This is a genomic window from Pantoea sp. X-Soil-TKNS-1211 (genome assembly GCF_059730495.1).
The window spans coordinates 2,058,439-2,079,930 of sequence record NZ_AP035953.1 but is presented as its reverse complement, the minus strand read 5'-3'; the positions used below and the strand labels follow the sequence as shown (position 1 = coordinate 2,079,930).

The following is a 21,492-nucleotide window of genomic DNA, read 5'->3' as shown; positions in this document are numbered from 1 at the left end:
TTTTATACCAGTCGGGTGGTGTGCCAGGCCGCCTTGTCGGTGACCGTGTGGTAAGGGGGACGTTCTAACGCGTAAGCCATCGTCATGGCATCGAGCATGGTCCACAAGATATCGAGCTTGAATTGCAGGATTTCCAGCATACGGTTCTGCTGTTCCGCCGTGGTGAAAATCTCCAGCGCCAGCGCCAGCCCGTGCTCAACATCGCGGTTCGCCTGGCTCAGACGGCTGCGGAAGTAGAAATAGCCTTCCTCTTTGATCCACGGATAGTGCTGCGGCCAGCTGTCGAGACGTGACTGATGGATCTGCGGCGCGAACAATTCAGTCAGCGAGCTACAGGCCGCTTCCTGCCAGTTGGCACGACGGGCAAAATTCACGTAGGCGTCGACCGCAAAGCGCACGCCCGGCAGCACATGCTGCTCAGACAGCAGTTCTTCACGCGTCAACCCTACCGCCTCACCCAGTTGTAGCCAGGCTTCGATACCGCCCTCGTGTCCATTGCTGCCATCGTGATCGAGAATACGCTGCACCCATTTACGACGCGTCGCCGGGTCCGGGCAGTTCGCCATGATCGCCGCATCTTTCAGCGGAATGTTGGTCTGGTAGTAAAAACGGTTCGCGACCCAGCCCTTAATCTGCTCCGGTGTCGCCTCACCGTTGTGCATGGCGATGTGGTACGGGTGATGGATGTGGTAGTAGGCACCTTTGGCGCGCAGTGCCTGTTCGAAGGCGGCTGGCGTCAGGGCTTCAGTAATGATCACGATGAAGACTCCTGCAAATGGATCGCCATCCCATCCCAGCTTACTTCAATACCCTGCTGCGTCAGGTACTGGCGCTGCGGCGATTGCTCGTTGAGGATCGGATTGGTGTTATTAATATGAATTAAAATCTTGCGTTGCCCCGGTAAGGACGCCAGCAGCGCCATCAGCCCCTGCTCCTCCGCCAGCGCTAAATGGCCCATCGCCTTGCCGGTATTTTTACCGACGCCGGTGGTCAGCAGCTCATCATCCTGCCAGACGGTGCCGTCAATCAGCAGGCAATCGGCTTTTTGCAGCCACGGCATGATCACCGCGTCCGGCTCGCCGAGGCCCGGCGCATACAGCAGCGTCTGCCCGTTGGCGCGATTGGTGATAAACAGCGCCACATTGTGGCCTGGCAGCGGCCGATCGCGGAACGGTGAATACGGTGGCGCGTTGCTGAGAATCGGGATGGCGGTGAACTCAAGGTCGCGGCAGACATCAACGCGGAAAGGCTCCAGCGGCGTCAATGCGTGATGCTGCAAACCGCCATTCCAGTGTTGCAGCATGGTGAAAATCGGGAAGCCGCTGGTCAGGTCCGCGTGGACTTCCGGGGTGCACCACACCTGATGCGGGCAGCCTTCGCGCAGGCTCAATAAACCGGTGGTGTGGTCGATCTGGCTGTCGGTAAGAATGATGCTGCCAATCGCCGTCCCGCGCAGCACGCCCTTTTTGTTGAGTTCTGGCGTATGGGCAATCTGCTGGCTGATATCGGGTGAGGCGTTGCATAACACCCAGTCTTCACCGTTATCACTGACAATAATCGAGGATTGGGTACGCGCCTGCGCCTGAATAGTGCCGTTACGCAAGCCGCTACAATTGGCGCAGTTACAGTTCCACTGCGGAAATCCACCGCCCGCCGCTGAACCGAGAACTTTAATAAACATGAGAAATGACCGGAGAAAGAAAACAAAAATGCCCGCGCGAGTGGCGGGCAGAAGTCTTAGCGGTTGGAGATGTACAGAGTCACTTCCAGGCCCAGACGCAGGTCAACAAATTCAGGTTTTTTCCACATAATATTCTTCCTCTAAAGTCTCTTAACGCAGAGCACACTCTGCATGGAATGTTTGCGCCAGGAAACGTGATCCCGATCGCAATACACATCGCGGGCAGATGTTGCGCCAATGTGACGAACAGATCAACCCTGTTTCGGTAAGGGAATTGTGTTATTCCCGCCAAATCTGTTTCAGCACTCGCTGCCAGTTGCCCCAGGCAAGTTGCTCCAGTAATGGCTGATCATAGCCAATCTCGCGCAATAACGTGAAAATTCGTGGCAGCCCGGCAACATCTTTTAACGCCTCCGGGGCGCTGATACCGTCAAAATCGGAACCAAAGCCCACGTGATCGCGTCCCATTATCCCGATTAAGTGATCAAAATGTTTACCAATTTCGATCAGCGGCGTATCACTGTCGCGTTTGCCATCGGCGCGTAAGAAGGCGTTACCAAAATTCACACCTACCATGCCGCCGCTGTCGCGGATCGCCCGCAACTGATCATCGGTGAGGTTACGTGGCTGGGGGCATAGCGCATGGGCGTTGGAATGCGTGGCAACCAGTGGCGCTGTCGATAAGCGCGCGGTGTCCCAGAATGCTTTTTCGTTCATATGCGAAACATCGATCAGCATACGGTGCTGGTTGGCGGCGGCAATGAACGCCGCTCCGGCCTGAGTTAAACCGGGGCCGCTGTCGGGTGAGCCGGGAAAATTACCGGTGACACCTGCGCCAAAGCGATTGGGCAGATTCCAGAACGGCCCGATACTGCGCACCCCGGCCTGATAAAACGCCGCCAGCGCTTCCCCTTCGCCATCAAAACCATCCGCGCCCTCTATATGCGCTACCATCGCCAGCACACCATCCGCCTGGCAGGCAGCGATATCCGCAGCGGTCAGGCACAGGCGGGCGCGGCCCTGCGATTCTGCCACCAGCGTTTTCAGGATGGCTAATTGCTGCCACAGAATCTCCAGCGGCGCGATGCGCTCCTGCGCGCGCTGCGGGGCCACCTGTTCGATATAGCGCTGCGGCGGCACAAATAACGCGAACAGGCCACCGGCAAAACCGCCCTGCTGCATGCGTGGGTAATCAAGGTGGCCGTTTTCAATACCGGAGAAAAAAACCTCAGCGGGATTAGCGCGATGATGCAGCCACAGGTTCAACAGCAGATCGTTATGACCATCAAATGTGGGCAGTGACATAAGCGGGGAATAAGAAGAAAACATGCGGCTATGCTACGCGTGCGCCTGCTGCTGAGCAATGCGACGCGAGAAGAACTTTTCTGCCGCAGCCGCCGGGAAGCCAATGATGGCGCGTAATGCTGCGCGATAAATCGCGCCGCTACAGTTGGGTAACGGGTTGTCGCGACGGGATTTATCGCGCGTTGATACGCCGGGAGCACGGTTGTCGCGGCGTGATGTATCACGCGTTGATACGCCGGGAGCACGGTTGTCGCGGCGTGATGTATCACGCGTTGATACACCGGGAGCACGGTTGTCGCGGCGTGATGTATCACGCGTTGATACACCGGGAGCACGGTTGGTAGCGGCGCGATTTATCGCGCAGGTTTTTGTCAGTTTTGCACGGATGGTTGTCAGCAATGGGCGAGCCTGCCCCCCTGGGCTTCGGCGACACTGACCGCAGACAACAAGGAGAAACCTGATGCTTACCCAACCCGCTGAAAAATATCGTCCTTACCCGGTTATCGACTTGCCCGAACGCCAGTGGCCGTCACGCCAGCTGACCGAGGCACCGCGCTGGCTGTCGACCGATCTGCGTGACGGTAATCAAGCGTTAGCCACGCCGATGGACAGCGCGCGCAAGCTGGAATTCTGGCAACTACTGCTGCGCTGCGGCTTTAAAGAGATTGAAGTGGCGTTCCCGGCTGCTTCACAAACCGATTTTGACTTTGTACGCCTGCTGATTGAACAGCGTCATATCCCCGCCGATGTGGCGATTCAGGTATTAACCCAGGCGCGTGCCGATCTGATTGATCGCACCTTTGAGGCGCTGCGTGGCGCACCGCGTGCCATCGTCCACCTGTACAACGCCACCGCCCCACTGTTCCGCGAACGCGTGTTTCGCCAGAGCAAAGCGGAGATCATCGAGCTGGCCTGCGCCGGGGCACGCCAGATCCGCGCATGCTGTGACAACCAGACCGATACCGTCTGGACCTTCGAATATTCACCGGAGACCTTCTGCTTTACCGAACCGGAGTTTGCGCTGGAGATTTGTGAAGCGGTAGCGGCTATCTGGCAGCCCAATGCGCAACGGCCAATGATCATCAACCTGCCTGCCACCGTGGAGGTAAACACCCCCAACGTCTATGCCGACCAGATTGAATATTTCTGCCGCCACTTTAGCCAGCGTTCGCAGGTGTGCATCAGCGTCCATCCGCATAACGATCGTGGCACCGGTATCGCCTGCGCCGAGCTGGCGCTGTTGGCCGGGGCTGACCGCGTTGAGGGCTGTCTGTTTGGTAACGGTGAACGTACCGGCAATGTCGATCTGGTCACGCTGGCACTGAATCTCTATACCCAGGGTGTCACGCCACAACTCGATTTCAGCGATATCCAGCAGGTGCTGGAAGTGGTGACGCGCTGCAACCAATTGCCGGTGCATCCGCGCCATCCCTATGCCGGGGAACTGGTGTTTACCGCGTTTTCCGGTTCACATCAGGATGCGATTCGCAAAGGCTTCGCCGAGCGCGCACAGCGCGAAGAAACCCTCTGGCAGATGCCCTATCTGCCACTCGATCCGGCCGATATCGGTTGCAGCTATGAAGCGGTGATTCGGGTTAACAGTCAATCCGGTAAAGGCGGTGCCGCCTGGCTGCTGGAGCAGAATCACGGCCTACAGCTGCCGCGTGGTCTGCAACAGGATTTCAGTCGCGTGGTACAGCAGCAGACCGATGCGCACGGTCAGGAAATGACGCATCACGCCCTGTGGCAGCTGTTTTGTGAACATTACGGTTTGACCCATCCGGCGCGACGCTTGCTGGAAGCGGAGAGCCACAGCGATGACAAAGGCGAAACGCGGCTGAAAGCCCGCGTGCAGCAAGGTGAGCAACAGATCAACCTGGAGGGTAAAGGCAACGGTTTACTGTCGGCGGCAGTCACTGCACTGCGCCAGCGTTACGGCCTGACGTTGAGCATTGAGGATTATCACGAGCATACGCTGGGCAAGCGCAGCGACAGTCGATCGGTCACCTATCTCAGCTGCGTAAACACGCGTGGCGAACGCGCCTGGGGGGTGGGTATCGATAATGACGTGGCGCGCGCCTCATTGCAGGCGTTGCTTAATGCCGCCCACGCTTTTCTGCCGCAGGAAAGTAGTTCACTGGCGTAACGCCCAGTAAGCGGCGAAACATCGCGCTGAAGGCGCTCGGACTCTCGTAACCGAGATCGAGCGCCACCGCCAATACCGAATCGCCCTGTGCCAGCCGGGCTAACGCCACGCCAAGCCGCGCACGCCGCACCCAGTCGCTGAAATGCAACCCGGTTTCGCGACTGAAGTGGCGCGCCAGGGTGCGCTCCGCAACGCACAATTCCGCCGCCGCCCGTGCCAGCGTCCAGTTTTCACCGGGTTGCTGCTGGATCTGTTGGCACAGCGTTAACAAGCGTGCGCTCTCCGGCCACGGCAGACCGAATGGCAGCACATCCATCACGCGGATTTCATCCAGAATTAACTCGTAGATGCGCTCGGCACGGCTGCCAGCTTGATAGCTTTCGGGCAGGGCAATGGCGCTGACAATCAGTTCACGCAGCAACGGCGAGATCTGCACCACCTGACAACTGGCGGGCAGGTCAGCACGCGCCAGCGGATCAACAAACACCGTGCGCGCCGCTACCTGGCCGACAATCTGTAACGCATGGCGCGTGCCAGCAGGCAGCCAGACGCCCCGACTGGGCGGCACAATCCAACTGCCGTGCTGCGTCTCCACCTTCACCACGCCGCTCAGGGTATGGATCAACTGCGCGCAGTCGTGATGGTGCCACGGCTCCACCGCCCCGTGCGCATAATCGTGGGCATAGGGCACCAGCGGGCGGTTGGCGAAACTGAAATTCAGCACCGCAGTCATCAGGTTAGCGCTTCAGGAACTGATAAACTGCCGCCAGATCCTGCTCGCCATAACCCGCATCCACCGCTTGCTGCCACACATCAACGATATTCTCCAGCGCGGGCAGTTTTGTCTCGCCCGCCGCATCCAGCGCCAGACGCGCATCTTTCAGCGCCCAGATCAGGTGCATCTGCGGAGTGAAATCCTGGCTGGCGATCATGCCGAGTTTCATTTTGGCGTAAGGGGCCGCCAGCGGGCCACCATCCAGCACTTTCCACAGGTCGTCGGTGGTGAAACCAAACTGCTCCGCCAGACGGGTACTCTCCGCCAGGCTCTGCATCAAACCAATCAGCCAGCTATTCACCACCAGCTTCATGCGTGAACTGGCACCGGCCTCACCGAGCCATTGGGTGCCCTTGCCAATCGCCGCAAATACCTGTTCCGCCGCGGTCGCTTTGCTCTGGTCACCGCTCGCCATCACCAGAATCTGCGCGTTTTCTGCTGGCGCTTTGGTGCCGGAGACTGGGGCATCGATCAACACCACATCCGGGCGCGCACTCGCCAATTCGGCGATCAAGGCATCTGTCGCTTCCACGCCGATGGTGCCCATCTGACACAGGGTCGCGCCCTGCTGCAACGCGGCCTGCGCATCACGCAACACCTGAAGGGTGGTCTCACCATCGGACAACATCGCGATCACCACATCTGCGCCATCCACCGCCTGGGTGGCGCTATCGCTGAGGATCAACCCGGCAGACACTAAATCTTCACCACGGGCGCGGGTGCGGTTCCAACCACGCACCACAAAGCCTTTTTTCAGCAGGTTAGCCGCAAAAGCATGGCCCATTGCGCCCAGTCCTAAAACCGCTACCACAGGTTGCTGACTCATCTTCTCTCCCTTCTCTGATTTGGCATAAACACGTTAGCCTGACAGGAATTGTTACCCACAGCCAGGCCAGAGGTGCGGTGAAAATATTTTTTAACTCAATTGCCCGCTGGCATCATCGGCCAGACGCTGCTGCACCGCCGCCAGAAACAGGCGCAGCGCCGCAGGCTGGCGATCGCGAGACATATACAAACCATAGATACCCAGCGTTTTTGGCGTGAACGCCGGCATCACGCAGCGCAATTGCCCGCTGTTGAGTGCCGCACGCGCCTCCATCTCTGGCACCATCGCTACACCACAATCGGCAATGGCCGCATCGCACAGCACCGAGGAGATCCCGGCACTGAAATTGCCGCTGATGGTGGTGCTGATCACTTCACCTTTGCCATCGTTAAATTCCCAGCGTTGCCCGGCAAACCGGCTGTAGTGCAGGCAATTATGCTGCGCCAAATCCTGGGGGGTTTGCGGGGTGCCGTGCTGTTGCAGGTAAGCGGGAGACGCGCATACCACCGAAACGCATTCGCCGAGTCGACGCGCAATCGCGCCCGCTTCAGGATCGTTAGTGATACGCACCGCCAGATCAATGCGCTCACCCACCAGACTGACGGGTTGGTTGTTGATTTCCAGTTCGATACGCAGCGCCGGATAGCGGGCCAAAAACGCCGGGATCATCGGGCCAAGAATATGAGTGGCGGTGGAGTGAGCGCAGGCCACGCGCAGGATGCCCTGCACTTCACTCTGCGCGCCGTGATCAGCAATATCCTCAGCCAACCGTGCCAGCGCACGGCTCTTTTCGAGGATCTTCTCTCCTGCGGGCGTAATGGTAAGACGCCGCGACGAACGATGCAGCAAGCGCGCCCCGGCCCACTTTTCCATTTCATCCAGATAACGGCTAACCATCGGGCGCGAGATATCCAGCGCCCGCGCCGCGCCGCTCAGGCTGCCCAGTTCGCAGATACGATTAAACACCGTTGCCGCCGTCACTCTGTCCATGTTTGCTCCATCTGATCGTTTTATGAAACTGACCATCTCTGATTGCGGGAATTCTAACAGTTCCTGATTTCCCTACAATGAGGTTTTCAGTGACGGCATGTTGCCGCTTAAGGAATTCGTGATGAAAATGAAGAGATTGCCGCTGCTTCTGCTGCTGGCCGCAGGCCCGGCATTGGCCGCTCCCCTCCACCTTGAGGTCTATAACCCACAGGAGCAGGGGCTGTTTCCGGTTTCTTCGACTCTGGTGTCAGGTCCGCATGAAGCAATATTGTTTGATGCGCAGTTCAGCCTGCAAGATGGCGAAAAACTGGTGGCAATGATTAAAGCCAGCGGCAAAAAGTTGACGCAAATTGTTATTACCTCGGGCGATCCTGACTTCTATTTTGGTCTGGAACCGATTGTTAAAGCCTTCCCACAGGTGAAGGTCGTGGCTTCGCCACGGGTGGTAGAACATATCGAGGCCACCAAAGCAGCCAAGCTGCAATATTGGGGACCCAAAATGCCCGGCGGCGCGCCTTCGCGCATCATTGTGCCACAGACGACCTCTCAGACCCGTTTCAGCGTTGATGGCGAACGGATTGAACTGCGCCACGCCGGGGATAAATCAGCCTATGTCTGGATTCCGGCCAATCGGGCGATTCTCGGTGGTACTGCGGTGGCGGCAGGCATTCACGTCTGGACAGCGGATACCCAAACCCCCGCCAGTCGCGAACAGTGGCGTAGTGTGCTGCGCGAAATGCAGCAGTTAAAACCCAACGTGGTGATTCCGGGTCACTATATTGGCACCCGCCCGAATGGCGACCAGGCGGTGACCTTCACGCTGGATTATCTGCAAAAGTTTGAAGCCGCGCTGGCACAGAAGAAAGGTTCAGCGGCAGTGATTGAGACCATGAAAGCCGCTTACCCCACGTTGCCGGATGAGAGCTCGCTGGCGCTGAGCGCGAAGGTCAACAGCGGCGAGATGAAGTGGTGATGTCGTAGCGGCGCGATTTATCGCGCGGATTTATCCCACATCGCGCACAAAATTGCGCGATGAATCGCGCTGCTACGGAAATGCAACCGGATGGTTCAAATAGCTTAAAATGTAATGCCAGCCAATGTAAAAACTATTAACATATGCGGCATTATGTTCCAACCGGTTCATTTCCTTTTATTTATTACGGTCTTTCATAATGAAAATAGCTTTACTGCGCCAGGCGCTGTGGCTGGCGCTGCCTGCGGTGTTTCCATTGCCACTGCTGGCCGCCGACGATGCCAGCAATACAATGGTGGTCAGTGCCACTCCCGACAGTTCCGGTTTATCCGAACTTGATACCCCCGCAGCCGTCAGCGTGGTGTCCGGCGAGGATATGCGCCATGCCGCACCGCGCGTTAACCTGTCAGAAAATCTGATGGGTGTGCCGGGTATGCAAATTCAGAACCGGCAGAATTACGCCCAGGATCTGCAAATTTCGGTGCGCGGTTTTGGTTCGCGTTCCACCTACGGTTTACGCGGTATCCGCATGTACGTGGACGGGATTCCCGCCACCATGCCAGACGGCCAGGGCCAGACCTCCAACGTTGATATCGGTTCGATTGACCACGTTGAAGTGCTGCGCGGCCCTTTCTCGGCGCTGTACGGTAACTCGTCCGGTGGCGTGATCAATGTGGATACTCAAACCGGTCAGCAACCTACCACGCTGGAAGCCAGCAGTTGGTATGGCAGCTATGGCAGCTGGCGCAACAGCGTCAAAGCCAGCGGCGCAACCGGTGACGGCACCCATGCCGGTGACGTCAACTACACCATTTCCGCATCACGCTTTACCACCCACGGCTATCGCGATCACAGCTCGGCAGAGAAGAACCTCGGCAACGCCAAACTGGGGGTGCGTATTGATGATGTCAGCACCCTGACGCTGCTGTTTAACAGCGTGCATGTCGATGCGCAGGATCCCGGCGGTTTGACCCAGGCGCAGTGGGAGCAGAATCCACGTCAGGTGGTCAGTAACGTAAGCCTGTACAACGCGCGTAAAACCGTCGATCAGACCCAGGGCGGCCTGCATTATCAGCGTCAGATGAGTGAAAACGACGACCTGAGCGTAATGATGTATGCCGGGGTACGCGAAACCACCCAGTACCAGTCGATTCCGGCCAGTTCGCAGACCAGCCCAGCCCATCCGGGAGGCGTGATCTCCCTGACCCGGCATTATCAGGGCATCGATACGCGCTGGACGCACCGCGATACCCTGTTCACTATCCCGGTGACGCTGACCGGCGGCCTTGATTATGAAACCATGACCGAACGCCGCAAAGGCTACGAAAACTTCACCACCAATAACGGCGTGACCGATTACGGCGTGATGGGCGATATGCGTCGCAATGAACGCAATTTGATGTGGAACCTCGATCCTTACCTGCAAACCGCCTGGCAGCTGACGGATAAATGGTCGCTGGATGCGGGCGTGCGCTTCAGCACCGTCAATTTCGACTCCAACGATTTCTACGTCACCTCCGGTAACGGTGATGACAGCGGCAATGCACGCTATCACCGCTGGTTGCCTGCCGCGTCGTTAAAATACGCCATCGACGATAGCTGGAATGCCTATGTTTCTGCCGGTCGTGGGTTTGAAACCCCCACCATCAATGAACTGTCCTACCGTTCTGACGGGCAGTCTGGCCTCAATCTGGGGCTGAAACCGGCCACCAGCGATACCGTCGAATTGGGCAGCAAAAAACGTATCGGTTATGGCCTGCTGACTGCCGCCATTTTCCAGACTGATACAGATAATGAAATCGTCGCGGATAGCAGCAGCAACGGACGAACCAGCTACAAAAATGCCGGACAAACGCGCCGTCGCGGTCTGGAGCTGGGTCTCGATCAGCAATTCGGTGAAGACTGGCGTCTGAAAGCCGCCTGGACCCTGCTGGATGCACGCTATCGCAGCAACGCCTGCGGCACCGAAAGCTGCGATGGCAATCGCATTCCGGGGATTGCCCGCAACATGGCGTATGCCGGGCTGTCTTACGCGCCAGAACTGGGCTGGTATGCCGGAGCCGATGTCCGTTATATGAGCGATATCGCCGCAGATGATGAAAACGATGTGAAAGCCCCATCGTATACCGTGGTGGGCCTGAACAGCGGCTATAAATGGTTGATTAAAGAGAGCTGGACGCTGGATTTGTTTGGTCGCGTCGATAACCTGTTTGACCGCAACTACATTGGCTCCGTGATCGTTAACGAGAGCAATGGCCGCTATTACGAACCGGCACCGGGCCGTAACTACAGCGTCGGCCTGACCGTGAGCTACGCGTTCCAATAATCGGACGTCGGTGCGCGATAAATCGTGCCGCTACAACCAGGTACTGGAAATCGTAGCGGCGCGATTCATCGCGCAATATTTATTAACCCAACAGCGCCAGCACATCCTCGGTCGAACCGGTTTCACCCAGACGCGGGAAAATGCGCTCCACGCTGTTCTGATGAGTATCGGCATTCAGGCAGGTCATGGCATCGGTCGCCAGCGTGACGTTGTAACCTAACTCATACGCCTGACGTGCAGTGGATTCCACCCCGATGCTGGTGGCAATACCGCACACCACCACTTGAGTCACGCCGCGCTGTTGCAGCTGTTCGTGCAGAGCGGTGTTGTGGAAAGCACCCCAGGTTTTCTTGGTCACGCTGATATCGCCCGGTTGTGGCGTCATTTCCGGCACCAGTACCGCCCAGTCAGCCGGCAATTCACCGCTATGACGCGCCTGTTCGTTACGGCCCGGCGCACCGCCCGCCACATTTACCAGCACCACCGGCAGATCGTGCGCCCGGAAGGCATCGGTCAGACGCTGACAACGCTCAATCACCACTTTCGGGTCATGTACTACCGGCAGTGCCACAATCCCGTGTTGCAGGTCAATCACAATCAGGGCGGTTTTTGCGTCTAAAGTTGTTACAGCCATCTCGGGTCCTCTCAGGATTATTGGTCGGCAAGTCGTTGCAGTAAGGGAATGGCGGCCAGCAGCGTTTGCTGTTCCTCGGGGCTGAACGTCGCCATGCTGCGCACCAGCCAGTCATCACGCTGGGCGCGATTAGCCGCTACCAGCGCGCGGCAGGCTTCCGTAGGATAGTAGCGCGTTTTGCGTCCATCATGCGGGTCGGCTTCGCCCAGCACCATTCCGGCACTGACCAGGCTGGCAACGGTGGCGCCCATTGATTGCGTGCGCACTCCTTCTGCTGCTGCCAGTTCGGTAACCGTCATGGCACCATCGCGTACCAGATAGCCAAGCACTGAAACCTGCGACCAGGTGAGATCACCCGGTGGAGCCGATTCGCGCAGTCGTCTTCCCAGTTTGCCGTTGACGCTACGCAGCGCCGCTGCCGCGCTGTTCAGATCGCTCATGGCAACTTCTCCCTTACAGTGAAACGCGAGTATATAAATACGAAGGCAAACTGTGTAGTTTACCTTCGTATCAATTTGTAAGCCTTATGACCGATGTGGGTAGTGGATCAGGCTATGAAAACGTAGCGGCGTGCCGAGCGGATTGCGGTAGCTGTGCGGTTTATCACCGGCAAACTGACTGGCTTGTCCGGGTTTCAGGCGGCGCCAGGTGCCCTCAACACCAAGTAACAACTCGCCCTCCAGCACCACCACCTGCTCAATCACCCCGCTTTCATGCGGCGAAGAATCACTCTGCGCGCCAGCGGCCAGCGTCACTTCCAGCAGGTCAAAATGGAGCTGCGCATCATAGGGCAGCAGCGATTTCGCCTGCATTTGGGCATTGGTCTGGCTGAAAGTCGCCGCGGCTCCAGGTGGCAGTTCGCTCCCCTGAATAAAGAACGAAAACGGCACGTTGAAGCCGGTGGCAATTTTCCACAAGGTCGCCACGGTCGGGCTGGACTCACCGCGTTCGATTTGGCCGAGCATCGCTTTGCTGACGCCGGTGCGTTCTGCCGCCAGCGTCAGGCTCCAGCCATTGGCCTGTCGCAGCTGTTTCAGCGCCAGACTCAGATGTTGATGCAGATTTTCCATAGGATCTCCAGACAAGCTCGCGCGCAGTGTATCACTTGTGCGCTATAGCGTCCCATGCAACAATGTGCGCTATAACGCACACCCGGATGTCCCTATGATCATTGTCACCACACGCAGCGGATTTTCGCTGCCGATATTCATTTCAGGTTTTATTGCCGTGCTGGTGGGTTACAGCAGTTCAGCCGCGATAATTTTCCAGGCCGCGCAGGCCGCCGGGGCTTCTCCGGCGCAGATTGGCGGCTGGCTATCAATGCTGGGTATTGCTCTGGGGGTGGCTTCGCTCGGGTTATCGCTCTGGACACGGATGCCGATTCTTGCCGCCTGGTCCACACCCGGCGCAGCGTTACTGGCGACCAGCCTGCACGGTCTGACCATTAATGAAGTGATTGGTGTATTTGTCTTTACCAACGCCTTGATTGTGTTGAGCGGCGTCACCGGGTTGTTTGCACGCCTGATGAACCATATTCCACAATCGCTGGCCGCCGCCATGCTGGCAGGGATTCTGCTGCGTTTCGGCCTGAATACCTTTACCGGTTTGCAGGGCAACTTTGCCCTGTGCGGCAGCATGTGCCTGGTGTGGCTGCTCTGCCGCCGCTGGTTGCCGCGTTACGCGATTATCCTCGCGCTGGTCACCGGCGTGCTGGTGGCGCTTGGGCAACACAGCATTCATTTCCCACCGCAGGCGTTGAACCTCAGTGTGCCGCAGTGGATCACCCCGCACTTTACCCTGACGGCGTTGCTCGGCGTCGGTTTGCCCTACTTTCTGGTCACTATGGCGTCACAAAATGCCCCCGGCATCGCCACCCTGCAAGCGCATGGCTATCACCCCCCCATTTCAGCACTGACCAGCTGGACCGGATTGCTGGCATTGGTGTTGTCACCCTTTGGCGGTTTTTCCGTCTGTATCGCCGCCATCACCGCCGCCATCTGTATGGGTGATGAGGTCGATCCCGATCCGAAAAGGCGTTGGATGGCCTCCGCGTTGGCCGGTTTCTTCTATCTGCTTACCGGCCTGACCGGCGCGCTGATTGCGGTGCTGTTCAGCGCGCTGCCGCAGGTGTTGATCGCCACGCTGGCCGGTCTGGCACTGCTGGGGACGCTTTCCGGTAGCCTGCATCGCGCGCTGGCAGAGCCGCAGTTGCGCGATAGCGCGGTGGTGGCGTTTCTGATTACTGCCAGCGGCGTATCCCTGTTGGGTATCGGTTCCGCTTTCTGGGGCCTGTTCGGCGGGTTGCTGACGCATCTGGTACTGATGCCACGCTCACGCGCTTAAATTTTCTACAACTTAATGCCCAGCCGGGGAAAACCGCCCTGTTTTCCCCCTTATTTCCGCCGTTTGATTTGCCCTTATTTGGCTTAAGATCACCAAAATCGATTTTTCTGCCTGAGACATTCACCGATAAGGGCCAACGAGTGGCAAAAACTTTTCTGCGCAGCGGCAATCTTGACGCGGTTCTGGCACTGGGTGAGAACGGCCAACCCGTCTGGGCTTCTGCTCTGCAAATTCGCGAAACCTTGCGGCTACGCCGCCAAACCACGCTGGCGAACTGCCTCGCCATTCCGCAACCCAATGAACGCGGTGACCGCCTCGACTGGTACGCCCCCTTCAGCGGTAAAGTCCGTTCATGGCTGGCGGCCAGCGATCACGAACGTCGCCAGGCACTGGAACAACTCACCCTTAATCAACAGGATTTGCAGGCGCTGAGCCTGCGTGCGCGTGAGGCAGAAAACCCGGCGATGCGCTTGTTTGGCGCGCTGCTGAGCAAAACCCTGCAATTCCCCGATCAGCAATATGTCTATCTGGTGGATGGCAAACCGGTGATTACCTTCTGGGGCTTTGTCGATCCGCAGGCCCGCTCGCGCGATGACGCGCTGGCCTGTCTGCGCGACAGACTCGACGACGAACTGCCGTCGCTGCTGCCCGAACCGCCGCCAGTGGTGGAACCCCCCATTGTGATGGCCGAAGCGGAACCGGAGCCGGTTGAAACAATAAGTGAACCCGAGCCGGAAGTGAGCGAACCGGAACCGGCGATCGCCGCAGTTCCGCCTCCCGCCGCGAACAAATCGCTGCGCCCGTGGTTACTGCTGCTGCCGGTGGCACTGGCCGCCGCCGCAGGCACGGCCTGGTGGTTGCACAGCGCACCGCAGGCTCCCGCTCCGGTAGTCGCCGCTGCGGCACCTGCGCCGGAAGCCAGCCAGCCGATCGCGCCACCACCTGTGCTTGCTCAGGCCGAAAAACTGGCGACCACCTTGCCACAGGTCAGCGCGACCGTAACTGCTCCGCCAGCGCCGCCACCGGCTGCGCCCGAGGTGGTTGAGGTGGCGGCCCCGGTTCCCACCGCACCCGCTAAAGCGGATGATCTGGTGATCACCGCCGAGGATGTGCGTGTTGGTTCGGTGCGTTTCCTTGATGGTCGCTGGCGCGTCACCCTGCGCCAGACCAACCTGCCGACCGGCAAACCGCCCAGCCTGCGTTATCAGATCAGAAACGGCAAAGGCACCGCGTTGATTACCCAGGGTGATGGTATTCGCTGCAAGGCCGATGTCACCGCCGCGATGACCAGCGCCGGGACCATGGTGGTACGTAGCCGCTACACCGCCAGCTGTAGCGATAAATCACGCTACCGCATGCCGGAACTGGTATGTAAACAAGGCGATGGTATCGCCAGCTGTGACGCGCAATACGGCGCGGATCAGGTTTTCCCGTTGACGATTAAGCGTGAGAGTAAGTAACCATGTTAGCGCCCCTCATCGATGACAAACAAAAAATCACGCTGATTGAAGATAGCGGTGTGCAGTTTCTCGACTTTGGCCTGCGTCTGCCTGCGTTACAGGCCCGCCGTCAGTTTGTCCGCCAGACGGCAAACGGCCCGCTGCTGCGCCTCAACGTCGACGGCAACAGCGGCAAATTTCTGCTTTATCCCGAAGATGGCGGCGCGCCGGAAGTGGTACGCCCGGAATCGGATATCGCACTGGCCGACTCCCTGACCTTGCTCGCCAATCAATGGCTACCGCTGCCGGTGTTGCGTTGCACCAGCGGCCGCCGCTTTATCGGTGGTCCAGAAAACTGGGCGCGTCTGCGCCTGGCACCGCTGTCGCAACCGGATGCGGCGGGCAATACCCACCGTATCACCCTCGCCTTTGATACCCGTCTGGTCACGGAAAACGATGGCGGCGAGCAGTTGGGTCTGAGCCAGGCCGATGCGCAAAACGGCGTCAGCTTTGCCCTTGCCTGGCATAACTATGAACTGGGTGAGTTTTTGGACCTCACCTGGGTCGATGGCTGGCTGCGTGAAACCTTTAGCCAGCAGGTGACGGCTCTGGAATCGCGCCGTGAGCAGGAGTTGGTGCAGGCGCTGCGCGAATTTGAGTATCAGGCGCATTACCTTAATTTGCTGGAGCTGCTGGGTGAACAACTCGATCTGGCGGAGATCGCTATTCAGGCTGCTTCGCTGCAATCCCCGGCGGTGAATGTCGATATCATTCTGGATGTTGGCAACTCGCACACCTGCGGCATTCTGGTGGAAGATCACGCCGAAGAGAGCAACGGTCTGCGCCAGACCTACGAGCTGCAACTGCGCGACCTGTCGGAACCGCATCAGGTATATAACGAATTGTTCGACAGTCGTCTGGAGTTTGCCGAGCCGCGCTTTGGTAAAGCCAATTTCTCACTGGAAAGTGGTCGCGAAAACGCCTTTATGTGGCCGTCGCTGACGCGTGTCGGTCGCGAGGCCAGCCGTCTGGCACTGCTGCGTGCGGGCACCGAAGGCAGCACCGGCCTCTCCAGCCCACGTCGTTATTTGTGGGACGAAGCGCGTTATCAGCCCGGCTGGCGTTTCAATGCCAACGGCAGCGGTGATGAAGCCCAGGCGACCGCACTGCCGTTTACTCTGCTGCTGAATGATGAAGGCCAGCCGCTGCACGCACTGGCTGCCGACGAACGCCTGCCCGTGTTTTCGGCCAGCTACAGCCGCAGTTCGCTGATGACCTTTATGCTGTGCGAACTGCTGGCGCAAGCGATGATGCAGATGAACAGCGTGGCGCAGCGTCAGCGGATGCCGCAAAGTCAGGCTCCACGTCAGCTGCGACATGTGATCCTTACGCTGCCCTCGGCAATGCCGAAGCCGGAGCGCGAAATTTTCCGTCGTCGCATGCAGGAAGCCATCGCGCTGGTGTGGAAAGCGGAAGGCTGGCATCCGGCAGAAGAAGAATTTACCGCCGCCACCCAGGCGAAAAGCCTGCGCCCGGTGCCCGATGTGCAGATGGAATGGGATGAGGCCACCTGCGGCCAGATGGTGTGGCTGTTCAATGAAACCCAGGTCAACTTTGCCGGTCGCGCGGAAGATTTCTTCACCAGCATGGCGCGCCCGGACCGCCCACGTGAAGCGGATGAACTGCCCGGCAAAAGCCTGCGCATCGCCTCAATTGATATTGGTGGCGGCACCACCGACCTCGCCATCACCCAATATCGCCTCGACGACGGCCAGGGAAATAACGTCAAAATCACCCCCCGTCTGCTGTTTCGCGAGGGCTTTAAGGTCGCCGGAGATGACATTCTGCTGGATGTGATTCAGCTGTGGATCCTGCCTGCCTTGCAACAAAGTTTGCAGAAAGCCGGTCTGACGCTGCCGGAACCACTGATGAACAAACTGTTCGGCCACGACAGTCGCATGGATGGACAAGCCACCTTGCGTCAACAAGTGACGTTACAGCTGTTTATCCCACTGGCCCAGGCAGTGCTGGAACGCTATGAGAGTTGGGACCCGCTCGATAGCCACAGCGAAATCAACGCGCTGTTTGGTGAACTGGTGCCACAAAAACCCAGCAACGCGGTACTGGCCTTTATCAACGGCGAAATCCAGCGTACCCTCGGCGGCGACAGCCGTTTCGACCTGCTGGACGTGCCACTGGTGGTCAGCCTCGCGCAGTTGCATGGCGAATTCCTGCAACATCGTATGGCAATCATCCCGGCGTTGCGCGCCATGTGTGAAGTCGTGTCGCTGTACCAATGCGACGTGCTGCTGCTGACTGGCCGTCCGTCACGCTTCCCTGGCATCCAGGCGCTGGTGCGCCATCTGCAACCGCTGCCGGGTAGCCGTATTCTTTCGCTGGAAGGTTATCACACCAGCGACTGGTATCCGTTCAACAAACAGGGACGTATCGACAACCCGAAATCCACCGCCGCCGTCGGTGCCATGCTGTGTTTGCTGGCGCTGGATCTGCGTCTGAGCAGCTTCTGGTTCCGCGCCGGTGATTTTGAACCTTACTCCACCATTCGTTACCTCGGCGTGCTGGATGAAACTCAGGCGCTGAGCGATGACAACCTGTGCTACAGCGAGATCGATCTCGACAGCAGCAGCTTCGCACTGGATCGCAAAAGCAGCTTCCGCATTCGCGGCAACGTCTGCCTCGGTTTCCGCCAACTGGAGAACGATCGCTGGCCCGCATCGCCGCTCTACAGCCTGAGCATCACCGACCCGCAACTGGCGCGCAAAGTCGCCGGTGAAAGCGTGCTGCGTATCAAGCTGGCAGTGCAACCCGGCCCGGATAACGCCGGACCGGAACGCCTGGTGCTGAGCGATGCCCGTCTTGACGACGGCAGCCGCGTCCCGTTAGAACAACTGAGCCTGAAACTGAACACGCTTTCCGCTACGGGCAATGCGAATGCGCAATACTGGATTGACAGCGGGAGCGTCTGCAAAAAATGAGAACCGCAAAAAAACAGCCACAGGTCACGCTGGCTAAACGCCTCGGCCTGTTGCAGGAAACCCTTGATGGTGCCCTGAACTGGGTAGAAAACCAGCAGGCACATTCCGCTCGCCTGCAAATGGAAGGCGACACCCTGAGCCTGCAACTGCGACGCGCCCGCGTGGATAGCCACGCGCTGGCACGTCAGCTGGCACGACCGGTGACGCTGGCGTTGTTTGGTCAATCACAGGCGGGTAAAGCCTGGCTGCTGAGCGAAATGGTTGGCGATGCGCAGGGCCAGTTAATCGCGCGGCTGGGTGACAAGACCCTGAACTATTTCCAGCACATCAATCCTGGCAACCTGGATTTCGCCATCGCCACCCGATTTAGCCATCAACGTGAAGCCACCTCCAGCGCCTGGCCGCTGGAGATGACACTGCTGAGCGAGGTTGAGTTAATCCGCCTGATGCTGGCCTGTGCCACCACCGAGTCTCAACCCGCTACCGCCGCCATCGACAGCGCGCTGCAACGGCTGCAACGCCATCGTCAGAGTGAGATCCAGCCAGGTCTGGAAAGCGATGCGCTGGTGACATTGTGGGCGTGGAGCCGCCGTCATCACCGCCACGCTGAGGTGCTGGACCGCCATTTCTGGCCGCAGGCGATCAGCCTCGCGCCCTGGCTGAGTGTTGATGACCGCGTGCAGCTGTTCGCTTTGCTGTGGCCGGGCCAAAGCGCCTTAAGTGAAAGCCTGCGCAACCTGATGCACCTGCGCCATCAGTTGCGCCATGCACCGCGTGTGCTGGCTCCACTCAACCTGCTGGTGGATGATGCCTCGCTGCCCGCCGAAAAACTGATTGCCAGCGATGCCGACTTGCTGGAGATGATTGAAGTGTGCCCGGTGGTAGCCAATCGGGTAGGCAAAGCCCAACCAGTGCCACTCGGTTTGCTGGCGTTGTTGACGCTGGAAATCACCATCCCGCTCAGCTCGACACCGCGGCAGGCTTTGTATGACGAAGCCGATATGCTGGAATTGCCCGCGCCCGGCACGCCATCCGATCGCGCGCAAAAGGATGATCGTCAGCGACTGCAAACGCGTGACGCGCTGCGCGCCACTTTGCTGGAACAGAAACGCGCGCTGCTGCCCGGTTGGTATGCGGCACGCCAGGATATCGACCTGTTGTTGATCTGTACCGCTGCCAGTCAGCGCCAGGACGCCGATCTCGCCAGCCAGGCGTTGCGCGAGTGGCATCTGCATCAACCGGTGCCCACCAGTGGCGAGAAGCCACGGCTGATCTGGGCCATCACCCCTTATGATGCACGGCATCAGCAGATTAACGTCGATGAAGCGGTACAACGACAGCTTGGTCAGCCCGGCCAGAGCTGGGGATCGATGCTGGCGCTGGATCGCGCGGGTGTTGATCGTATGGGCAGTTGGTTGCAGGAAGAAATGCAACCCGATGCACGCCGTGACCGTCTGGCATTGCAGCTGAGTGCGCTGCAACAAACCCTGGTCGATCGTCTGCAACCCTGGACCGAGGCCAGCGCCACACCGGAACAAGCGGCACGCAAACAAACCATCGCCGATACTCTGCTGAAATGCCTGCAACATCGAACCGGCCTGCACGGCGAACTGTTGGAACGTTTACAACCGTCACGTGACGCGGTGCGCCAGCTGTGGCTGAGTCAGAGCAACAGCGGGACGCAGCATAAAGCCGCCAGCGCGGTAGCTGATCAAAGCTATTTCGGCATCGGTTTTGAATTCGACCTGTTTAAAGACGAACCGGTGGCAGCGACGGAACCGCGTAATCACGCGGGTCAGCGCGATCAACAGTTCCCGCAGTTAGTGTTCGCTTTATGGCTGGATCATCTGCGTCAGTTGCCGGAGAGCCGCAGCCTGCTGGCGCTGCTCAACGTGGATAAGCCGACACTGGAACTGTTGGTGGAGGAGTTGATTACCGCCAGCTTCCGTCACAAAATGCTCGGCACCTTGCAGGCGGCATTGAACGAGCCGGATGCGCAGGCCAGCGCGCATGAAGCCCGTACCGATCGTCAGGTATCACGCGCGATGACGGTGTTGGGGGATTTTGTCGCCTGGCTAGGCTTTTTGCAGCGCCCGGAGAGCGAACGTCCGGCCAGCCGCGTCAATCGCGGTCAGACGATTTTCGCCCGCCCTCCGGCACCCAGCGTCAGCTTCTCCTCGGGTCAGCGTCTGACGCGCCTCTCTGCCGCTCCCGCCAATCATACGGCGTATTACATTTACGACTGGCTGGTGGGGCTGAATAGCGTGATTGTCGAGAATAACGGCTATACCGGCGGCGGTGATCTGCCTGCCGCAGCCCGGCAGACGCTGGCGATTATGTTGCTACCGCTGCACGCTTAATCACGTACCAGGCGCAGTTCACCTTCGAGCTGCGCCGCCGCCTCTTCCAGCAATGCCAGCACCGGCGCGAACTCCGCGCTGCTGTCATCCACATGGCGTAAATGCAGCGTCGCCGGTAGCGCCATGCCGCCGGTCAGCCAATCCCACAACGCATCAAGATTGTTGCCAAAGGCAAACGGACAGTGGCTCTGCCGCGCCAGCGTGTGATAAAACGCCTGGCGATCGGGCAGTTGCTGGAAATCAAAGGTCAGGGTCAGCATCATCAGGGCAGCGGCTTAAAGCTGTGATAGTGATCGGTGGTGAGAAAAATCAGACCATCTGAAGAGTAAAGCAGACGATCGGCATCGCGGTGGCCGCAATCGTAATTGACGTCGGCTTCATACCATTGACGTCCCGCCTGTTGCGGCAGCCGCTGCTCGCGATTAGCAAAACGATCGCCGCCAATCGCCCGACCGGGCAACACCTCGCACAGATCACCTTTACCGGGGTTCCACCCCTGACGGCGGGCTTCGCTTTTGGTGAGGTATAAATCAGGTAACTTATGGTGCTGTTGCAGCCAGCGCGCCACCGTTTCAGCATCGGTCAGGTGCGCGATATCCGTTTTGGGTGTGCTGGAGAAATGCGGTTTTAGCCCGGCCCATGAGGCGAACAGCGCGACAATCAATCCAATCCAGAGTTTCTTCGACATAGTGACTTCC

General features: G+C 58.8%; 20 protein-coding genes. 7 read left to right on the top strand and 13 right to left on the bottom strand.

Features of this window, described 5'->3' with window-relative positions; genetic code table 11:
- Positions 1–2: 2 nt before the first annotated feature.
- From pqqC to AC6I8W_RS09955, 5 genes are all read right to left on the bottom strand, one after another.
- Positions 3–758, bottom strand: a complete 756-nt coding sequence (pqqC, locus tag AC6I8W_RS09975; RefSeq protein ID WP_497838000.1) for a pyrroloquinoline-quinone synthase PqqC — start codon at positions 756–758, stop codon at positions 3–5.
- Positions 755–1,681 (bottom strand): pyrroloquinoline quinone biosynthesis protein PqqB, encoded by a 927-nt coding sequence (gene pqqB / locus AC6I8W_RS09970; protein ID WP_497837999.1) that lies wholly within the window; start codon positions 1,679–1,681, stop codon positions 755–757. Before pqqB ends, pqqC begins: the two co-directional genes overlap by 4 nt.
- A gap of 56 nt (positions 1,682–1,737) precedes the next feature.
- Complete coding sequence (pqqA, locus tag AC6I8W_RS09965; protein ID WP_010617686.1) at positions 1,738–1,809, bottom strand: pyrroloquinoline quinone precursor peptide PqqA; 72 nt, start codon at positions 1,807–1,809, stop codon at positions 1,738–1,740.
- 151 nt (positions 1,810–1,960) lie between these two features.
- Positions 1,961–2,980 carry a dipeptidase gene (locus AC6I8W_RS09960; protein WP_497838156.1) on the bottom strand — a complete coding sequence of 340 codons (1,020 nt, stop codon included), beginning with the start codon at positions 2,978–2,980 and terminating at the stop codon, positions 1,961–1,963.
- Between the two features lie 39 nt (positions 2,981–3,019).
- Positions 3,020–3,385 carry a hypothetical protein gene (locus tag AC6I8W_RS09955; protein ID WP_497837998.1) on the bottom strand — a complete coding sequence of 122 codons (366 nt, stop codon included), beginning with the start codon at positions 3,383–3,385 and terminating at the stop codon, positions 3,020–3,022.
- A 61-nt stretch (positions 3,386–3,446) separates the two neighbouring features.
- Between AC6I8W_RS09955 and leuA the strand changes: the two genes are divergently transcribed.
- Complete coding sequence (leuA, locus tag AC6I8W_RS09950) at positions 3,447–5,132, top strand: 2-isopropylmalate synthase (RefSeq protein ID WP_497837997.1); 1,686 nt, start codon at positions 3,447–3,449, stop codon at positions 5,130–5,132.
- On the opposite strand, the gene AC6I8W_RS09945 is transcribed toward leuA, so the two are convergent.
- The 3 genes from AC6I8W_RS09945 to AC6I8W_RS09935 all read right to left on the bottom strand — a co-directional run bounded on the left by AC6I8W_RS09945 (position 5,083) and on the right by AC6I8W_RS09935 (position 7,723).
- Positions 5,083–5,865, bottom strand: coding sequence for an AraC family transcriptional regulator (locus AC6I8W_RS09945; RefSeq protein WP_497837996.1), 783 nt, complete (start codon positions 5,863–5,865; stop codon positions 5,083–5,085). The two genes, leuA and AC6I8W_RS09945, sit on opposite strands and share 50 nt — an antisense overlap.
- 4 nt (positions 5,866–5,869) lie before the next feature.
- A complete protein-coding gene (locus tag AC6I8W_RS09940) occupies positions 5,870–6,733 on the bottom strand; it encodes an NAD(P)-dependent oxidoreductase (protein ID WP_497837995.1) in 864 nt (287 codons plus the stop codon).
- Positions 6,734–6,823: 90 nt separating this feature from the next.
- The gene (locus AC6I8W_RS09935) at positions 6,824–7,723 is read right to left on the bottom strand and encodes a LysR family transcriptional regulator (protein ID WP_497837994.1); all 900 of its coding nucleotides are present in this window, start codon (positions 7,721–7,723) and stop codon (positions 6,824–6,826) included.
- Positions 7,724–7,844: 121 nt separating this feature from the next.
- On the opposite strand from AC6I8W_RS09935, the gene AC6I8W_RS09930 reads away from it, so the two are divergent.
- Both AC6I8W_RS09930 and pqqU read left to right on the top strand, forming a co-directional pair.
- Positions 7,845–8,696 (top strand): Vmh family MBL fold metallo-hydrolase, encoded by an 852-nt coding sequence (locus AC6I8W_RS09930; protein WP_497837993.1) that lies wholly within the window; start codon positions 7,845–7,847, stop codon positions 8,694–8,696.
- A gap of 199 nt (positions 8,697–8,895) precedes the next feature.
- Positions 8,896–11,022: a TonB-dependent receptor PqqU gene (gene pqqU / locus AC6I8W_RS09925; RefSeq protein WP_497837992.1), complete on the top strand. Its 2,127-nt coding sequence runs from the start codon at positions 8,896–8,898 to the stop codon at positions 11,020–11,022.
- An 82-nt stretch (positions 11,023–11,104) separates the two neighbouring features.
- Here pqqU and AC6I8W_RS09920 read toward each other — a convergent pair whose 3' ends face one another.
- The 3 genes from AC6I8W_RS09920 to AC6I8W_RS09910 all read right to left on the bottom strand — a co-directional run bounded on the left by AC6I8W_RS09920 (position 11,105) and on the right by AC6I8W_RS09910 (position 12,726).
- On the bottom strand, positions 11,105–11,656 hold the full coding sequence (locus AC6I8W_RS09920) for an isochorismatase family protein (protein ID WP_497837991.1): 552 nt from the start codon (positions 11,654–11,656) through the stop codon (positions 11,105–11,107).
- A gap of 17 nt (positions 11,657–11,673) precedes the next feature.
- On the bottom strand, positions 11,674–12,096 hold the full coding sequence (locus AC6I8W_RS09915) for a MarR family winged helix-turn-helix transcriptional regulator (RefSeq protein ID WP_497837990.1): 423 nt from the start codon (positions 12,094–12,096) through the stop codon (positions 11,674–11,676).
- Between the two features lie 84 nt (positions 12,097–12,180).
- Complete coding sequence (locus AC6I8W_RS09910; RefSeq protein WP_497837989.1) at positions 12,181–12,726, bottom strand: helix-turn-helix domain-containing protein; 546 nt, start codon at positions 12,724–12,726, stop codon at positions 12,181–12,183.
- A gap of 94 nt (positions 12,727–12,820) precedes the next feature.
- On the opposite strand from AC6I8W_RS09910, the gene AC6I8W_RS09905 reads away from it, so the two are divergent.
- The 4 genes from AC6I8W_RS09905 (at position 12,821) to AC6I8W_RS09890 (ending at position 20,794) form a co-directional block, all read left to right on the top strand.
- Positions 12,821–13,999 (top strand): benzoate/H(+) symporter BenE family transporter, encoded by a 1,179-nt coding sequence (locus tag AC6I8W_RS09905; protein WP_497837988.1) that lies wholly within the window; start codon positions 12,821–12,823, stop codon positions 13,997–13,999.
- Between the two features lie 140 nt (positions 14,000–14,139).
- The gene (locus AC6I8W_RS09900) at positions 14,140–15,459 is read left to right on the top strand and encodes an SrfA family protein (protein WP_497837987.1); all 1,320 of its coding nucleotides are present in this window, start codon (positions 14,140–14,142) and stop codon (positions 15,457–15,459) included.
- Positions 15,460–15,461: 2 nt separating this feature from the next.
- Positions 15,462–18,434, top strand: a complete 2,973-nt coding sequence (locus tag AC6I8W_RS09895) for a virulence factor SrfB (protein WP_497837986.1) — start codon at positions 15,462–15,464, stop codon at positions 18,432–18,434.
- The gene (locus AC6I8W_RS09890; RefSeq protein WP_497837985.1) at positions 18,431–20,794 is read left to right on the top strand and encodes a virulence factor SrfC family protein; all 2,364 of its coding nucleotides are present in this window, start codon (positions 18,431–18,433) and stop codon (positions 20,792–20,794) included. Before AC6I8W_RS09895 ends, AC6I8W_RS09890 begins: the two co-directional genes overlap by 4 nt.
- Here the strand turns inward: AC6I8W_RS09890 and AC6I8W_RS09885 are convergent.
- Together AC6I8W_RS09885 and AC6I8W_RS09880 are read right to left on the bottom strand one after the other, a co-directional pair.
- Positions 20,791–21,054 (bottom strand): barstar family protein, encoded by a 264-nt coding sequence (locus AC6I8W_RS09885; protein WP_497838155.1) that lies wholly within the window; start codon positions 21,052–21,054, stop codon positions 20,791–20,793. The genes AC6I8W_RS09890 and AC6I8W_RS09885 overlap by 4 nt on opposite strands.
- 2 nt (positions 21,055–21,056) lie before the next feature.
- Positions 21,057–21,482, bottom strand: coding sequence for a ribonuclease domain-containing protein (locus AC6I8W_RS09880; RefSeq protein WP_497837984.1), 426 nt, complete (start codon positions 21,480–21,482; stop codon positions 21,057–21,059).
- Positions 21,483–21,492: the final 10 nt, after the last annotated feature.

Coding starts and splice junctions, on each gene's coding strand:
- pqqB (WP_497837999.1), bottom strand. CDS start 1,681: ATGTTTATTAAAGTTCTCGGTTCAGCGGCGGGCGGTGGATTTCCGCAG.
- leuA (WP_497837997.1), top strand. CDS start 3,447: ATGCTTACCCAACCCGCTGAAAAATATCGTCCTTACCCGGTTATCGAC.
- AC6I8W_RS09945 (WP_497837996.1), bottom strand. CDS start 5,865: ATGACTGCGGTGCTGAATTTCAGTTTCGCCAACCGCCCGCTGGTGCCC.
- AC6I8W_RS09940 (WP_497837995.1), bottom strand. CDS start 6,733: ATGAGTCAGCAACCTGTGGTAGCGGTTTTAGGACTGGGCGCAATGGGC.
- AC6I8W_RS09935 (WP_497837994.1), bottom strand. CDS start 7,723: ATGGACAGAGTGACGGCGGCAACGGTGTTTAATCGTATCTGCGAACTG.
- AC6I8W_RS09930 (WP_497837993.1), top strand. CDS start 7,845: ATGAAAATGAAGAGATTGCCGCTGCTTCTGCTGCTGGCCGCAGGCCCG.
- pqqU (WP_497837992.1), top strand. CDS start 8,896: ATGAAAATAGCTTTACTGCGCCAGGCGCTGTGGCTGGCGCTGCCTGCG.
- AC6I8W_RS09920 (WP_497837991.1), bottom strand. CDS start 11,656: ATGGCTGTAACAACTTTAGACGCAAAAACCGCCCTGATTGTGATTGAC.
- AC6I8W_RS09915 (WP_497837990.1), bottom strand. CDS start 12,096: ATGAGCGATCTGAACAGCGCGGCAGCGGCGCTGCGTAGCGTCAACGGC.
- AC6I8W_RS09910 (WP_497837989.1), bottom strand. CDS start 12,726: ATGGAAAATCTGCATCAACATCTGAGTCTGGCGCTGAAACAGCTGCGA.
- AC6I8W_RS09905 (WP_497837988.1), top strand. CDS start 12,821: ATGATCATTGTCACCACACGCAGCGGATTTTCGCTGCCGATATTCATT.
- AC6I8W_RS09895 (WP_497837986.1), top strand. CDS start 15,462: ATGTTAGCGCCCCTCATCGATGACAAACAAAAAATCACGCTGATTGAA.
- AC6I8W_RS09890 (WP_497837985.1), top strand. CDS start 18,431: ATGAGAACCGCAAAAAAACAGCCACAGGTCACGCTGGCTAAACGCCTC.
- AC6I8W_RS09885 (WP_497838155.1), bottom strand. CDS start 21,054: ATGCTGACCCTGACCTTTGATTTCCAGCAACTGCCCGATCGCCAGGCG.
- AC6I8W_RS09880 (WP_497837984.1), bottom strand. CDS start 21,482: ATGTCGAAGAAACTCTGGATTGGATTGATTGTCGCGCTGTTCGCCTCA.